This is a genomic window from Amycolatopsis thermoflava N1165, from assembly GCF_000473265.1.
In the GTDB taxonomy this organism is placed as follows: Bacteria; Actinomycetota; Actinomycetes; order Mycobacteriales; family Pseudonocardiaceae; genus Amycolatopsis_E; species Amycolatopsis_E thermoflava.
In genome coordinates, this window is record NZ_KI421511.1 from 2127540 (window position 1) to 2141698 (window position 14159).

Here is a 14159-nt window from a genome sequence, read left to right on the forward strand (position 1 = left end):
GGCGCCGAGCACTTCCCGACGCCACGCCCCTTGTCCATCGTTAGAGTCGGCGAGATGTCACACAGGGTTATCAAATCGTGAGCTTCGTGAACGCCCTCCGGGCGCAGCTCACCCTCTACCGCGAGTACTCCCGCAAGAAGTCGTTCGTTTCGGGATCGACCGAGTACAGGCACACCCCTTGCATCCCCCGTGTCATGAGCACCTTGTAGGTGTTGCGGACCAACCTGCCGAAGACGGCCGCGGGGGTGCGGTTCACAGCCTTGTCCCGGGACTTCTCCGGCTGCGCTCGCCACCGACCATCCCTGATCACCAAGTCGGAGCCGAAGATCACGCCCGCCCAGTCGTATTCGAACCCCTGCGCGGTGTAGATACAGCCGATTTGCCCGAAACCCGCCGGATCGGAAGCCCAATACGATACCGAGGGCACTCCGTCCACCTGGTGTCCCTGTATCACGTTCCACGGACGGCGCCAACCACCGATCACAACGTCATCAACAAGGGTCGACTTGCCGTTCGACCGGATCGGCGGGTGCCAGTCCCAGCAGAACCCGGCGGCGATCCTCGCGGTTCCGCCGAAGTTCTCCGCTTGTCTGCAGAGCCATCTCTCGAGGGCATCCGGGGACGGAGCGGAATCCACCACGTACTCGTCCTCGGCGCCGTCTGCGAGGTCCGCCCACCGGATCGGCCCGCCCTCGAGGAACCCGAGGAGGCGCATGACCTACTCGTCGTAGTAGGGCGAGCCACCACAACGGAATTGCCCGTCCAGACGGACCTCGTCGACCCGGCACCCCTTGGCGGCGGCAATTTCGGCGATCCTTCGCACCGTTTGCGCTTCCCCAGGACGTACGGCCTGGTTTTCGTCGAGCAGGAACACCGGAACCTTGGCCACGTCGATCAGCGTGGCGACCTGCGGGGGATGTCGATCCCGCCATCGAGGGGACACGTGGTCGTTGTCCCGGACCCGGTGTGCTTCATCGCAGATCAGGACGTCCAGGGTGTTGGGCGCCACCGTGTCGAAGTTGTTGAAGTACTTGAAAACGCCCTCTGCGCGATCGCTACCACCGGCGACGTAGCGACGGAGTGTTTCGGTGAACGCCTTTGAGCCGGTCGCGTGCAACGCCCTCTTCCGCTGCGTTGCGAGCGCAGTGAGCAACGAGAGCGCGATCGCGCTCTTACCCGAGCCCGGACCGCCACGGACCAGGACGACGGTTTTCCGCCACTGCTCGCTCGAGTGCCGCCGTTCCGCTTCCTCGACCGCTCGGAGCACCAGGTCGTAGGCCACCTTCTGCTCGTCGAGCAACACGAAGTCCCTCCGACCGGCGAACGACTCGGCCGCGGTCTTCAGCAGGGTTCGCGCCGGCACCTGCGACGCTTCGACCAACTCCCGGGCAGCCGCGGCAGCGGCGTCCGCGGAACGCGGATCCGGGTCCAGCAGCGCGGTTAGGTCGGTGACGAGGTCTCCGAGTTGGTCTTGCGTGTACAACTGTCCGAAGTCGTCGTAGTCGAACTCGTCCAGGTTCCACTGCGGGGTTCGCAGTGCGTTGTGCATGTACGCCGCGCCTTTCACCGCTCCTGGCCGCCGCGCCAGAGAGGGCGTGAAGTCGAGCAGGTAACGACAGTACCGACGCACCTGCTCAGCCGGATGCAGGTCCGGTTGTTCGCGACTCTTGACAGCCCTGACCAACGCAGGCCCGACCATGGTCGCGCTCTCCCACTGTTTGAGCTCGATCAGCACGTACGACGGGGAACCCGTTTTCCGGGTGCACACCGCACAGCAGGGCGTCAACCCGCCTCGGGCTGTACGGCAGGTGGTATTCGAGCAGTACCTGCACGTGCCCGAGCTCCGCGTCGCAGAGCAGCTGGAGCAGGACTGGCACGCTGTTGCGCCAAGCGCCGACCTCCCCACGATCCGACGACGAGTACACGACGTTCGCCCGCGAGGCGAGCTGCCGGACCAAGCTTTCACGGTCGACCTTCAGAAGTTCTTGCGCCGTTCCCCATACCGACAGCAAGCGAGGTCCCCCATCCCGCCAAGGAGTTACGCCGAAGATTGTAGTGATCACTCTCCGTTCCGGCCGTGGCCCTCCACCGGCACTCCAAGCGTCGGATGCTCCGCACGTCGCGAATGGGGCGAGCGAAGGGGCCGCCGGATCACTGTCGGTCGTGGAGACCGCGCAGCGCATCCTGGCAGACACTGCTGGTCAGCGGCGCGTTCGGGGGTGTCGGATCGGCGGCGCTGCAGCTCGCCGACGCCGCGGCCGCGCACGTCGACAGTCGGGCCGGGCACACGCGCGGACGCCGGGTCCTCTCGCTGCGCGGAGGCCCCGCGAGTGCGGGACCTCCGCGCAGCGCCACGGGTCAGAGCACCGCGCGCAGGTGCTCGACCACCGCCCGGTGGATCTCCGCGCCGCGGGGGATCGCGGCCGTGGCCCAGTACGCGGCGTGGACCAGGCCGTCCATGCGCACCGCGCGGGCGTCCGTGCCGGCCGCGCTCAGGGCGTCCGCGAAGGCCTCGCCCTCGTCGCGGAGTGTGTCGTACTCCGTGGTGACCACCAGGGTCGGCGGGAGGCCGCTCAAGTCGTTGCGATCCAGCGCCAGCCGCGGGTCCACGGCGTCCTCCGGGCTGGCGCAGTACTGCGCGCCGAACCACCGCAACGCGTCCAGGTGCAGCAGGTACCCCTCGGCGTACTCGCGGCGTGACGCGGTGTCGGCCACCGGGTTCACCAGCGGGTAGACCAGCGCTTGGGCGCGCACGGCCGGCTCGCCCTCGTCGCGGGCCCGGATGACCGCCGACGCGGCCAGGTTGCCGCCGGCGCTGTCCCCGACGACCGCGATCCGCGCCGGGTCGCCGCCGTGCGCGGAGATCTCCTTGGCGGTCCAGCGAAGCGCGGCGAACACGTCGTCGTGCGCGGCGGGGAACTTCGCCTCGGGCGCGAGCCGGTAGGTGACCGACACGACGAGGGCTTCGGCGTCGAGCGCGAGGGCGCGCACGGGTTCGTCGACGACGTCGAGACCGCCCGCGACGAACCCTCCACCGTGGACGTACAGCACGACCGGGAACGGCCCGTCCCCCGGCGGCACGTAGATCCGCGCGCGGTGGGCCGGGTCCGGCCCGTAGGACACCTCGCTCGTCCGGGAGAAGCCGCGCTTGGGTTTCTGCAGCCCGGTGAACGACGCGATCGTCTCCCGGGTGGCCTCGAGGCCGATCTTTTCGAACGACTGGAAACCCTGCTGCGCCAAGCCGTCGAGCAGAGCGCGGACAGCGGGATCGAGTGGCATGACTGCTCTCCTTCAGGCGAAGACGCGGGAAGCGGACGACAGGGTGAAGCCCTCGTAGCCGGCGGCGACGACCTCGTCGCACTTGGCCCGGTAGGCCGGGGCGCCGCCGAGGTAGACCAGCACGCGGCGCGGTTTGCCGGGGATGTTGTTGCCCATGTACCAGGACGTCGGCGAGTCCGGCAGCAGCGTCGCCTCGGCCAGCTCGTTGGTGTGCGCCACCCACGCGGCCTCCGCCGACGGCTCCGGCTCGATGACGTCCAGGCCCCGCTCCCGCAGGTGGTCCAGCGCCGCCACGGTGAAGTCGACGTGGTCCTCGATGGCGAGCGGCATGTTGTAGAGCACCGACGGGCTCTGCGGGCCGGTGATCATGAACAGGTTGGGGAACCCGGCGGCCATCAGGCCGAGGTAGGTCTGCGGCCCGTCGGCCCAGTGGTCGGCCAGGCGCAGCCCGCCGCGGCCGGTGATGTTCATGGCCAGCAGCGGCCCGGTGCACGCGTCGAAGCCGGTGGCCAGGATCAGCATGTCGAAGTCGTGCTCGGTGCCGTCGGCCAGCCGCACCCCGGTCGGGGTCACCGCGGCGATCGGGTTTCCCTTCACGTCGACCAGATCGACGTTCGGCCGGTTGTAGGCCTCGTAGTAGTCGGTCTCCAGCGGCGGCCGCTTGGTGCCGTACGGGTAGCCCTCCGGCGCCAGCAGCTCGGCCTTGGCGGGGTCGTGCACGCGCTCCCGGATCCGCTCGCGGATGTAGGAGGCGACGGTGTCGTTGGCGGCCTTGTCGAACAGGATGTCGCCGAAGGAGTCGATGAACAGCCGGAACCCGCCGCGGTTCCAGCGGTCGTCGAACACCCGCCGCCGCTCCTCCGGCGACACGGCCAGCGCCGAGGGCTGCACCTCGGAGTAGGGCACGCCGAGGAAGTGGTTGCGCGAGGCGTCCCGGATGGCGCGGTAGTCGGCCTTCTCGGCGGCCTCCTCATCCGGCCGGGTCGGGTAGTTGCCGATCGGGGTGGCGTAGTTGGGGGTCCGCTGCAGGACGGTGAGGTGGCCGGCGGTCTTGGCGATCTCGCTGATCGCCTGGATGCCGGACGAGCCGACCCCGATGATGCCGACGCGCTTGCCCTCGAACGACACTTCGTGGTGCGGCCAGTTGCCGGTCATCAGGACCTCGCCGGCGAAGTCCTCGACACCCGGGAACTCGGGTTCCTTGGGCACGGACAGGGTGCCGGCGCCGGAGATGACGAAGCGGGCCCGGTGGGTCGTCCCGGCGCTGGTGGTCGCGGTCCACATCGCGTCGGTGTCGTCCCAGGTCAGGGACACCACCCGGGTGTTGAAGCGGAAGCTGCGGCGCAGGTCGTAACGGTCGGCGACGTGCTCGAGGTAGGACAGGATCTCCGCCTGGGCGGGGAACCGTTCGGTCCAGTGCCACTCCTGCTGCAGCTCGTCGTCGAACGAGTATGAGTAGTGCACGCTCTCGATGTCGACGCGGGCGCCGGGGTAGCGGTTCCAGTACCAGGTCCCGCCGACGTCGCCGGCCGCGTCGAAGCCGATGACCTGCATGTGCCGCCGGTCGCGCAGGACGTGCACGGCGTAGAGCCCGGCGAATCCGGCGCCGACGACGATGGCGTCGTGGGTGGTCGGCTCGGTTGACACCACTGATCCAGCCTCCTCGATGGTTCGGGTGTGATCGCCGCTACAGGCTGCGGCCGGCCGGAGCGGACGGGACAGGGTGAAATAACCCCATTCGCCACCCCATCACTGCCCGGGAGGCACCCGCGTGTCCTACCGTTGTCGCGCGGTGTCCAGCGGCGGGCGGCGAGATCGGAGGCGTTATGGGCGACGGTGCCCCTGGGGGGCCGCGGCAACCGGCGGCGGCGCTGACCAGCTTCGTCGGCCGCAGGCAGACCGTGGCGCAGCTGGAGTCGGAGCTGCGTGCGCACCGGCTGGTCACGGTCACCGGGCCGGGCGGGGTGGGCAAGACGCGCACCGCGATCACCGTCGCCGCCCGCCATGGCGGCGTGCGGATCGTGGAGCTGGCCAGCGTCACCGACGGCACGCAGGTCGCGCCCGCCGTGGCCACCGCGCTCGGCGTGCCCGACCAGTCCAACCGGGACGCCGTCGACCGGATCGCCGACCACCTCGCCGGCGCCGCCGTGCTGCTGGTCCTGGACAACTGCGAGCACGTCCTGCACGCCACCGCCCGGCTGGTGCTGCGCCTGCTGGCCGAGCTGCCGGGGCTGCGGGTGCTCGCCACCAGCCGCGAGCCGCTGGGGATCGGTGGGGAACGGGTCCACCTGCTCGCGCCGCTGGCCGTGCCGGAGGAGAGCGACGCGGCGGGCACCGGCGCGCTCGACCACGTGCCCGCGGTCCAGTTGCTGGTCGACCGGGCACGCGCGGTGCTGCCGGACTTCGCGGTGACGCCGGAGAACCGCGCGGCGGTGGTGGCGTTGTGCCGCCGGCTCGACGGTCTGCCGCTGGCGATCGAGCTGGCCGCGGTGCGGCTGCGGTCGCTGTCGGTGTCGCAGGTGGTGCGGCGGCTGGACCGGCGGTTCCACCTGCTCGCAGGCACCGACCCGGCCGCCGATCCGCGGCAGCGGTCGCTGCGCGCGCTGATCGACTGGAGCCACGACCTGTGCGCCCCGGACGAGCGCCTGCTGTGGGCGCGGATGGCGGTGTTCCCGGCCTCGGTGGACCTGGAGACGCTGGAGCGGGTGTGCGGGTTCGGCGACCTGGCCGGGGACCGGCTGTTCGACGCACTCGACGGTCTGGTCGGCAAGTCCGTCGTGGTGGCCGACCGCAACGGCGAGCAGGTGCGCTACCGCCAGTTCGTGACGCTGCGCGAGTACGGCGCCGAACTGCTGGCCGCCTCGGGCGAGGCGGACCTGCTGCGGCGGCGGCACCGCGACCACTTCGCCTGGCGCGCCGCGGAGTGCGTCGGCCGCTGGTGCGGCCCGCACCAGGCGGGCGACCTGGCGCGGCTGCGGGAGGACCACCCGAACCTGCTGGCCGCGCTGGCGTGGTCGGCCGACACGCCGGGCGAGGCGGCGGCCGGGGCACGGCTGGCGTCGCTGCTGCGCTACCACTGGATCGCGGGCGGCTTCCTCAGCGACGGCCGCCGGTGGCTGGAACGCCTGCTCCCCCAGCTCGAACCCGGCAGCCCGGAACGCGGCGAAGCGTTGTGGGCGGCCGCGTGGGTCGCGCTGATCCAGGGCGACCGCGGGGTGGCCCGGACCTACCTGAAGGAGTGCGCGGTCATCGCGGACGCACTGGAGTTGCCGGGGCTGCGGGGGCACGTGCGGTTGTGGCGGGCGCTGCTGAACCTGTTCGAGGGCGATCTGCAGGCCGCGATGGGTCTGTACCGGCAGGCGATCGCGATCCACCGGCGCGGCGGGGACACCGGGCTGGCGCTCACCGCGTCCTTCCAGCTCGCGATGGCGCAGGCCTACGCCGGCCGTCCGCGGGAGGCGCTGGAGACCTGCTCGGCGGTGATCGAGGAGGCCTCGGCCGTCGGGGAACGCTGGAACCGCGCGTACGCGCACTGGGCGTCGGCGATCAGCCACCTGCACCTGGGCGAGGTTGCGGCGGCGCGCACGGCGATCGCCGCGGCGATGCGCATCGAACAGGATTTCCGCGACGGCGTCTGCACCGCCCTGTGCACGGAGGTGTGCTCGTGGGTGGCGGCGTCCTCGGGTGATGTGGCCGACGCCGCGGCGCTGGAAGGGATGGCCTCGTCGGTGTGGCACCGGATCGGCACGTCGCTGGAGGCGTTCGGACCGCACGCCGCCCGCGAGGGGCGGCGGCACTACGCGGCGGTGGACTCCGCGCTCGGCCCGGCCGCGGCGGCGATCCGGGAGGAGCACGCCGGCGTGACGCTGCCGGAGGCGGTCCGGCTCGGCCTGGACCTGGTGGTGTCCCAGAGCGGGCGGAGCCGCCCGGCGCCGCGCGTGCCCGGTTCGCCGTTGACCGCCCGGGAGCGGGAGATCGCCGCACTGATCGCGCAGGGCTTGAGCAACAAGGCGATCGCGGCCCGGCTGACGATCTCACCGCGCACAGTGGACGGTCACGTCGAGCGGATGCTGCGCAAGCTGGACTTCACCTCACGCACGCAGATCGCGTCCTGGGTTTCGGCGAGCAGCGCGGTGCAGTGATCGACGGTGACGGCGACCGCTCGTCCACCTCGAAGCCGGTGGCGCTGACGTTCTTGCTGTGACTTCGAGGCCGCCTCGGCCGGCGGTCGTCAGCTGATGTTGTTGCGGCGTTCGAGAAGAACGGTGTCGTGCCAGGCGCCGTCGCGCTGGGCGATGCGTTCGCGGATGCCGATGGTGCGGTAGCCGGCGGAGTGGTGCAGGGCGAGGCTGGCGCGGTTCTCCGTGAAGACCGAGGTTTGCAGGGTCCAGTAGCCGGCTTCGTCGAGTGCGATGACCTGCCGGCGGATGAGCGCCTTGCCGACACCCCGGCCGCGGTGGCCGTCCGCGACGTAGATCGACGTCTCGGCGACGCCCGAGTAGCACTCGCGGGTGGAGACCGGGGTGGCGGCGGCCCAGCCGACCACAGCGCCGTCGATCTCGGCCACCCACCGCTGCCCCGCGATCCATTTCGCGTCGAGGGTGGCGCGGCTGGGGACGGTGGTCTCGAAGGTGGCGATGCCGGTGTCCATGCCTTCGCCGTAGATGCGGCGGACCGCGGGCCAGTCGTCGTCGCGCAGGGCCCGGACGGTGACGTCTGCGGGCACGTCTTCCGGGCAGCACGGACGCGGCGCGAGCAGCCCCATGACCGCGTCGGCGGCGTGCGGGAGGCCGGCGCAGCAGGCCGCGTTGACCGTGACGATGGTGGCGGTGCCCTCCTTGCGGACCTGCACGAACCCGACGTCGGCGAGCTTGCGCACGTGGTGCGAGCACGTGGACTGGCTGATCCCGAGCAGCTCGGTCAGGGCGCCGACGGTGATCCCGCGGGGCGCGGTGGCCACCGCGTGCAGCAGCCGCACCCGGGTCGGCTCGGCCAGGCAGGCGAACCAGTCGGCGTAGGTGGCGGCTTCCCCGTCCGGCAGAACCTGGGCCTGGGGGTCCACAGTCGTCGTCATGCCCCCGAGTGTATCGACCCGAATCGATGGTTGCCTCGATCGACGCCGGTCGATAGAGTCTGCCGCAACGATGCTCAATCGAGCTGGATCGATGAAAGGGGTCGGGATGAGCGAGCTGCCCGTCGTGGTGGTGGGAGCCGGGCCGATCGGGCTCGCGGCCGCCGCCGAGTTGCTGGAGCGGGACCTGGAGCCGCTGGTGCTCGAACGCGGGCCGCAGGCGGGGGCGTCGGTGGCGCAGTGGAACCACGTGCGCTTGTTCTCGCCGTGGTCGGAACTGGTGGCCCCGGCGGCGGGTCGGCTGCTGGAGACCACCGGCTGGGAACGCCCCGCCGCCGACGGCTACCCGACGGGGCAGGAATGGGTCGCGCGTTACCTCGCCCCATTGGCGGCCGCGCTGGGCGATCGCGTCCGGCTCGGCGCCGAGGTGGTGGGCGTGGCCCGCCGCGGCCGGGACCGGGTGGTCGACCACGGGCGCGACACCGAGCCGCTGACGGTGCACGTCCGGCACACTGACGGCCGCGAGGAGCTGATCACCGCGCGGGCGGTGGTCGACGCATCGGGCACGTGGACCCATCCGAACCCGCTGGGCGGCGACGGTCTCCCGGCCCTGGGCGAGCGGGCCGCCGCGGACCGCATCACCTACCAGGTGCCGGATCTGCAGGACCCGACCGTGCGCGTCCGGTTCGCCGGCAAGCACGTCGCGGTCGCGGGCAGCGGGCACTCCGCGCTCACGGCGCTGGTCGCGCTCACCGGTGTGGAGGGGACGCGGATCAGCTGGATCCTGCGCCGCGGCTCGGTGGGCAACACCTTCGGCGGCGGCGAGGCCGACCAGCTGCCCGCTCGCGGCGCGCTCGGGCTGCGCGCCAAGGAGGCCGTGGAGTCGGGGCTCGTGCGGGTGGTCGCGGGGTTCCGCACCGAGGCGGTGGAGCGTGACGAGCAGGGGCTGCTGGTGTTGCGCTCACTGGACGGGGGAACCGTGGAGGGCGTGGACGAGGTCGTCGTGGCGACCGGGTTCCGGCCGGACCTGTCCTGGCTGTCGGAGCTACGGCTGGAGCTGGACGCGACGCTGCAGGCGCCGGTCGCGCTCGCGCCGCTGATCGACCCCAACGTGCACTCCTGCGGCACCGTGTACCCGCACGGCGCGAAGGAACTCGCGCACCCCGAGCCGAACGTGTACCTGGCCGGGATGAAGAGCTACGGCCGCGCACCCACGTTCCTCGCCATGACCGGGTACGAGCAGGTGCGCTCGATCGCCGCCGCACTGGCCGGGGACCACGAGGCAGCTGGGCGCGTGGAGCTGGTGCTGGCCGAGACCGGGGTGTGCGGCGGGGCGGGCCTGTTCGACGAGCCCGCGGCGGATGCGTCCTCGGGCGGGTGCTGCGGCGCCGCGGCCGAGCCGGAGCTGATTTCGCTGTCCGCGCCGCCGGCGGACCGCTGACGGCCGAGGTCTCCGCGCAGCCCGACTCGGTGCAGTGAAAGGGTTTCCTGTCATGCCCGACGCCGTTGTGATCGGCGGCGGCCAGGCCGGTCTCGCCTCGGTCCACGCCGTGCCCGTGGGCTCGAGCCCGTCCTGCTCGAGGCCGGTGACGAACCGGTCGGGTCCTGGCCGCACTACTTCGGCGTACCTGGCCCGGCGGCTGCTCACGCGGTGAAAGTGAGCTGCCGCCGGTGGAAGGCGAAATGCCGGGCCGGATACCGGTAGACGTCGGCCAGGGTCATGTAGGGCGTGAAGAACGGATCCCAGCGCACCGGGTAGTGCATACCGCGCGCGAGGTCGGCTTCGGCGGCGCGGTCGAGGCTGCGGTGCAGGGAAGCGACGATGCGGTCGAACCACCGGCCCATCCACCGCGGCCCGAGCAGGCCGCCGCCGCACGAGCCCAGGTAGTTCACGACGTCGAACGGCGCCGCCGCGGCATCGAGCGCCCGGGCGAACCCGCGGCTCACCGGATCCGGCAGACGCCCGACCACGCGCACCAGCAGCTGCAGAGCCCGCACGACCTGGTAGCCGAACAGCATGTGGAACAACAGTTGCCGGTTGGTCCAGCGGGTGCCGCGCGACGGCCGGCGCAGGTCGGCGGCCGTCGCGGCGGTCAGCAGCGCGTGGAAGGCGGCGCGGTCGCGTTCCCACTGCTCGTGCACCGCTCGCCGATCCATCGTCCGTCCCTTCCCGGCCCAGCGTGACACCGCCGCGTCTCAGCCGCAGCACCCACCGTCGGCAGAGCTCATGACCAGCGGCAGCTCCCGCCTGGCCACCGCCTCGTGGGGTTTGGTGGCACGGACGATCGCGGAGTGCATGTTCTCGGCGGCTTCGTGCGTCGGCGTGATCTCGATGGCGGTGAACCCGGCCCCGGCCAGCCCCTCCCGGTACTCCGCGAACGACAGCGCCCCCGCGATGCAGGCGGTGTACTCGCCGCGCTCTGCTCGCTCGCCGGCCGTCAACTGGTCTTCGGCGACGACATCGGAGATGCCGAGCCGCCCGCCGGGCTTGAGCACGCGGAACATCTCGGCGAACACCGCGGGCTTGTCGACCGACAGGTTGATCACACAGTTGGAGATGATCACGTCCACCCGGTTCGCCGGGAGCGGGATCGCCTCGATGTGCCCCTTGAGGAAATCGACGTTGGCCGCCCCGGCCTTCTCGGCGTTGGCCAGCGCCAGAGCCAGCATCTCCTCGGTCATGTCCAGCCCGTAGACCTTGCCGCCGGGCCCCACCCGCCGCGCGGACAGGAGGACGTCGATACCGCCGCCGGAGCCCAGGTCGAGCACCGTCTCCCCCGCCCGCAGCTCGGCCACGGCCAGCGGATTGCCGCAGCCCAGGCTCGCCAGCACCGCTTCCGTCGGCAACGACGACCGCTCCGTTTCGTCGTACCAGCCGCCGGTCAGATCGGGCATCTCGCTGGAGCATCCGCCGCCGCAACACGACGCCACCGCTCCCGCGCTCGCCCGCACCGCGGCCTCCGCGTAGCGCTCGCGCACCTGTTCACGCAGCTCCCGTGCCTGCTCACCCATCCCGAACACCTCCACACCCGAGGATCGATGCCTGTCGATGAAAACCGTGCTCCTCTGAATCGATGGACGTCAAGATAGAGGTTTGTTTAGATAGAGGAATGTCGAATCAGTTGCCGCTCGCGGAGGACGCCGCCTGTTGCTCGCCGCTCGTGCGCGAGCCCCTGTCCGAGCCGCAGGCCGCGGAGCTCGCCCGGGTGTTCAAGGCGGTCGGCGACCCGGTGCGGTTGCGGCTGCTGTCGCTGATCGCCTCGCACGACGGCGGTGAGGCGTGCGTGTGCGACCTGACCGGGGCGTTCGAGCTGACCGGCCCGACCATCTCGCACCACCTCAAGGTGCTGCGCGAGTCCGGGCTGGTCACCGGCGAGCGGCGGGGCACCTGGATCTACTACCGGGTCCAGCCGGAGACGCTGGCCCGCCTGTCCGCCGTCCTCACGCCGGCGGCGGTGACCGCGTGACCACCACCGGCGTCGCCGGCAGACTGTCCACCCTGGACCGCTTCCTGCCGGTGTGGATCGGCGCCGCGATGGTCCTCGGGTTGCTGGCCGGGCGCTGGATCCCCGGCCTGGAGACCGGGCTCGACGCCGTGGCCGTCGACGGCATCTCGCTGCCGATCGCGCTCGGTCTGCTGGTGATGATGTACCCGGTGCTGGCCAAGGTCCGCTACGACAGGCTGGGCTCGGTCACCCGCGACCGGAAACTGCTGTGGCCCTCGCTCGTGCTGAACTGGCTGATCGGCCCGGCGCTGATGTTCGCCCTCGCGTGGTTGCTGCTGCCGGACCTGCCCGAGTACCGCACCGGCCTGATCATCGTCGGCCTGGCCCGCTGCATCGCCATGGTCGTCATCTGGAACGACCTCGCCTGCGGCGACCGCGAGGCCGCCGCCGTGCTCGTCGCGCTCAACTCGGTGTTCCAGGTGATCATGTTCGGCGTGCTGGGCTGGTTCTACCTGTCGGCGCTGCCCGGGTGGCTCGGCCTGGACACCACGACGCTGAGCGTGTCCGGCTGGCAGATCGCGAAGAGCACGCTGATCTTCCTCGGCATCCCGCTCGTGGCCGGATACCTCACCCGCCGGCTCGGCGAGCGCGCCCGGGGGCGCGACTGGTACGAATCCCGGTTCCTGCCGCGCATCGGGCCGATCGCCCTGTACGGGCTGCTGTTCACCATCGTCGTGCTGTTCGCCCTGCAGGGCAACCAGATCACCAGCCGGCCGCTCGACGTCGCCCGCATCGCGCTGCCGCTGCTGGTCTACTTCGGACTCATGTGGGCCGGGTCCTACGCGCTGGGCACGGCGATCGGCCTGAACTACGAACGCACCACCACGCTCGCCTTCACCGCGGCGGGCAACAACTTCGAGCTCGCCATCGCCGTCGCCATCGCGACCTTCGGCGCCACCAGCGGCCAGGCCCTCGCCGGGGTCGTCGGCCCGCTGATCGAGGTGCCGGTGCTCGTCGCGCTCGTCTACGTCTCGCTCGCCCTGCGCCGCCGGTTCACCACAACGGAGATCGCCCGATGACCACACCCGAAGTCCTCTTCGTCTGCGTCCACAACGCCGGCCGCTCCCAGATGGCCGCCGCGCTGCTCGACCACCACGCCGCCGGGCGGGTCACCGTGCGCTCCGCCGGCTCCGCCCCCGCCGACACCATCATTCCGGCCGTCGTCGAAGCCATGCGCGAAATCGGCCTCGACCTGTCGAAGGAATTCCCCAAGCCGCTGACCACGGATGCCGTGCAGGCCGCCGACGTGGTGATCACCATGGGCTGCGGCGACGCCTGCCCGGTGTTCCCCGGCAAGCGCTACCTCGACTGGCAGCTCGAGGACCCGGCCGGCAAGGGCGTAGACGCCGTGCGACCCATCCGGGACGAGATCGACCGGCGCGTCCGGGCGCTGCTCACGGAATTGGTGAGCAGCTGATCAGCGGGAACGCCCGCGGAGGAGCTCCGCGGTCCGTGCGACCGCCGCCGCGCGCTCGCCGCGGTTGATCGCCAGCGCCCGGACCACCGGATCGTCCGGGCCGCGACGAGCCTCGATCTCGGCCATCCGCTCCTCGAACGAGACCGGCTCCCCCCACGGGCTGGTGCTCATGTCGCAGTACCACAACGCGTCCCGCACCGGCCCGCGCTCGTCCGGGAACTCGGCGAGCTCGCTGGCGAGCCCGCTCAACGAGGCGACGGCCGCCGCGCCCGAGTGGTGGGCGACCAGCGCGCACACTCGCGACGGGACGCCGAGCCGGGCCAGGAACCGGGCGCCGTCGAGCGAGTGCAGCCCGGTGGCCGACACCGGACTCGCGTACCCGATGTCGTGCAGCCACGCGGCCGCGACCAGCACCGCTCGCTCGGCAGGCGGCAGGACCGCGGACACCTCGCGGGCCCGCCCGGCCACTCCCCGGGTGTGCTGCCAGCGGCGCGGCAACTCGCCGGCCAGCAGGATCTCGGCCGTGCCGCGCGCCCAGTCCACGAGATCCACGGTCGGTGAGTAGGGCACCACGGGCGTCGCGCGCAGCCGCGCCCGCACGGCGCGTTCCACCAGGATCGGGACGTAGGCCCGCACGGGAGCGTCGTCGAACCGGGCGAACTCGCGCGCCACCCACTCGTGCACCACACCGGGCGCGAACTGCGGCCGCTCCAGGCGCAGAAGCCCTTCCAGCCGCCGGATCTCCTGCTCACCCCGGCGCCCGTGGGCGATCTTCTCCAGTGTCCCGGGCACGTGCACACCCCTTCTTCACGCGGCCCGCGAACGCGGCCGGAGCCACCGACCCTGCCAGACACCTACCCGCGAGTACAGCGCGCTACCCCAGCGA

Annotated in this window: 12 protein-coding genes and 1 pseudogene; 6 read left to right on the forward strand and 7 right to left on the reverse strand. The window is 71.6% G+C overall.

Annotated elements, in window-relative coordinates; all coding sequences use genetic code 11:
* Window positions 1–115: 115 nt before the first annotated feature.
* The 3 genes and pseudogenes from AMYTH_RS44585 to AMYTH_RS0110520 all read right to left on the reverse strand — a co-directional run bounded on the left by AMYTH_RS44585 (window position 116) and on the right by AMYTH_RS0110520 (window position 4926).
* Window positions 116–1699 (reverse strand): annotated as a pseudogene (locus tag AMYTH_RS44585) (DNA/RNA helicase domain-containing protein).
* Window positions 1700–2358: 659 nt separating this feature from the next.
* On the reverse strand, window positions 2359–3279 hold the full coding sequence (locus AMYTH_RS0110515; protein WP_027930287.1) for an alpha/beta hydrolase: 921 nt from the start codon (window positions 3277–3279) through the stop codon (window positions 2359–2361).
* Window positions 3280–3291: 12 nt separating this feature from the next.
* Entirely contained in the window at window positions 3292–4926 is a 1635-nt protein-coding gene (locus tag AMYTH_RS0110520; RefSeq protein ID WP_228684699.1) for a flavin-containing monooxygenase, read from the reverse strand.
* A 179-nt stretch (window positions 4927–5105) separates the two neighbouring features.
* Between AMYTH_RS0110520 and AMYTH_RS0110525 the strand changes: the two genes are divergently transcribed.
* Complete coding sequence (locus AMYTH_RS0110525; protein ID WP_228684701.1) at window positions 5106–7421, forward strand: ATP-binding protein; 2316 nt, start codon at window positions 5106–5108, stop codon at window positions 7419–7421.
* 89 nt (window positions 7422–7510) lie between these two features.
* On the opposite strand, the gene AMYTH_RS0110530 is transcribed toward AMYTH_RS0110525, so the two are convergent.
* The gene (locus AMYTH_RS0110530) at window positions 7511–8353 is read right to left on the reverse strand and encodes a helix-turn-helix domain-containing GNAT family N-acetyltransferase (RefSeq protein WP_027930290.1); all 843 of its coding nucleotides are present in this window, start codon (window positions 8351–8353) and stop codon (window positions 7511–7513) included.
* Between the two features lie 106 nt (window positions 8354–8459).
* On the opposite strand from AMYTH_RS0110530, the gene AMYTH_RS0110535 reads away from it, so the two are divergent.
* Window positions 8460–9791 (forward strand): FAD-dependent oxidoreductase, encoded by a 1332-nt coding sequence (locus tag AMYTH_RS0110535; protein ID WP_027930291.1) that lies wholly within the window; start codon window positions 8460–8462, stop codon window positions 9789–9791.
* 52 nt (window positions 9792–9843) lie between these two features.
* Window positions 9844–10005 (forward strand): hypothetical protein, encoded by a 162-nt coding sequence (locus AMYTH_RS48775; protein ID WP_410468314.1) that lies wholly within the window; start codon window positions 9844–9846, stop codon window positions 10003–10005.
* Here the strand turns inward: AMYTH_RS48775 and AMYTH_RS0110540 are convergent.
* Together AMYTH_RS0110540 and arsM are read right to left on the reverse strand one after the other, a co-directional pair.
* Entirely contained in the window at window positions 9995–10507 is a 513-nt protein-coding gene (locus AMYTH_RS0110540) for a DinB family protein (protein WP_027930292.1), read from the reverse strand. The genes AMYTH_RS48775 and AMYTH_RS0110540 overlap by 11 nt on opposite strands.
* A 39-nt stretch (window positions 10508–10546) precedes the next feature.
* Window positions 10547–11362: an arsenite methyltransferase gene (gene arsM, locus AMYTH_RS44590; protein ID WP_037323619.1), complete on the reverse strand. Its 816-nt coding sequence runs from the start codon at window positions 11360–11362 to the stop codon at window positions 10547–10549.
* A 98-nt stretch (window positions 11363–11460) separates the two neighbouring features.
* On the opposite strand from arsM, the gene AMYTH_RS0110550 reads away from it, so the two are divergent.
* The 3 genes from AMYTH_RS0110550 to AMYTH_RS0110560 are packed head-to-tail and all read left to right on the forward strand — an operon-like array spanning window position 11461 to window position 13273.
* Window positions 11461–11817: an ArsR/SmtB family transcription factor gene (locus AMYTH_RS0110550; protein WP_027930293.1), complete on the forward strand. Its 357-nt coding sequence runs from the start codon at window positions 11461–11463 to the stop codon at window positions 11815–11817.
* A complete protein-coding gene (gene arsB, locus AMYTH_RS0110555; RefSeq protein WP_027930294.1) occupies window positions 11814–12875 on the forward strand; it encodes an ACR3 family arsenite efflux transporter in 1062 nt (353 codons plus the stop codon). Before AMYTH_RS0110550 ends, arsB begins: the two co-directional genes overlap by 4 nt.
* Window positions 12872–13273 carry an arsenate reductase ArsC gene (locus AMYTH_RS0110560; protein WP_027930295.1) on the forward strand — a complete coding sequence of 134 codons (402 nt, stop codon included), beginning with the start codon at window positions 12872–12874 and terminating at the stop codon, window positions 13271–13273. The genes arsB and AMYTH_RS0110560 overlap by 4 nt, the downstream gene beginning before the upstream one ends.
* On the opposite strand, the gene AMYTH_RS0110565 is transcribed toward AMYTH_RS0110560, so the two are convergent.
* On the reverse strand, window positions 13274–14065 hold the full coding sequence (locus AMYTH_RS0110565) for a three-helix bundle dimerization domain-containing protein (RefSeq protein WP_209440759.1): 792 nt from the start codon (window positions 14063–14065) through the stop codon (window positions 13274–13276).
* Window positions 14066–14159 lie beyond the last annotated feature (94 nt).

Coding starts and splice junctions, on each gene's coding strand:
- AMYTH_RS0110515 (WP_027930287.1), bottom strand. CDS start 3,279: ATGCCACTCGATCCCGCTGTCCGCGCTCTGCTCGACGGCTTGGCGCAG.
- AMYTH_RS0110525 (WP_228684701.1), top strand. CDS start 5,106: ATGGGCGACGGTGCCCCTGGGGGGCCGCGGCAACCGGCGGCGGCGCTG.
- AMYTH_RS0110530 (WP_027930290.1), bottom strand. CDS start 8,353: ATGACGACGACTGTGGACCCCCAGGCCCAGGTTCTGCCGGACGGGGAA.
- AMYTH_RS0110535 (WP_027930291.1), top strand. CDS start 8,460: ATGAGCGAGCTGCCCGTCGTGGTGGTGGGAGCCGGGCCGATCGGGCTC.
- AMYTH_RS48775 (WP_410468314.1), top strand. CDS start 9,844: ATGCCCGACGCCGTTGTGATCGGCGGCGGCCAGGCCGGTCTCGCCTCG.
- AMYTH_RS0110540 (WP_027930292.1), bottom strand. CDS start 10,507: ATGGATCGGCGAGCGGTGCACGAGCAGTGGGAACGCGACCGCGCCGCC.
- arsM (WP_037323619.1), bottom strand. CDS start 11,362: ATGGGTGAGCAGGCACGGGAGCTGCGTGAACAGGTGCGCGAGCGCTAC.
- AMYTH_RS0110550 (WP_027930293.1), top strand. CDS start 11,461: ATGTCGAATCAGTTGCCGCTCGCGGAGGACGCCGCCTGTTGCTCGCCG.
- AMYTH_RS0110560 (WP_027930295.1), top strand. CDS start 12,872: ATGACCACACCCGAAGTCCTCTTCGTCTGCGTCCACAACGCCGGCCGC.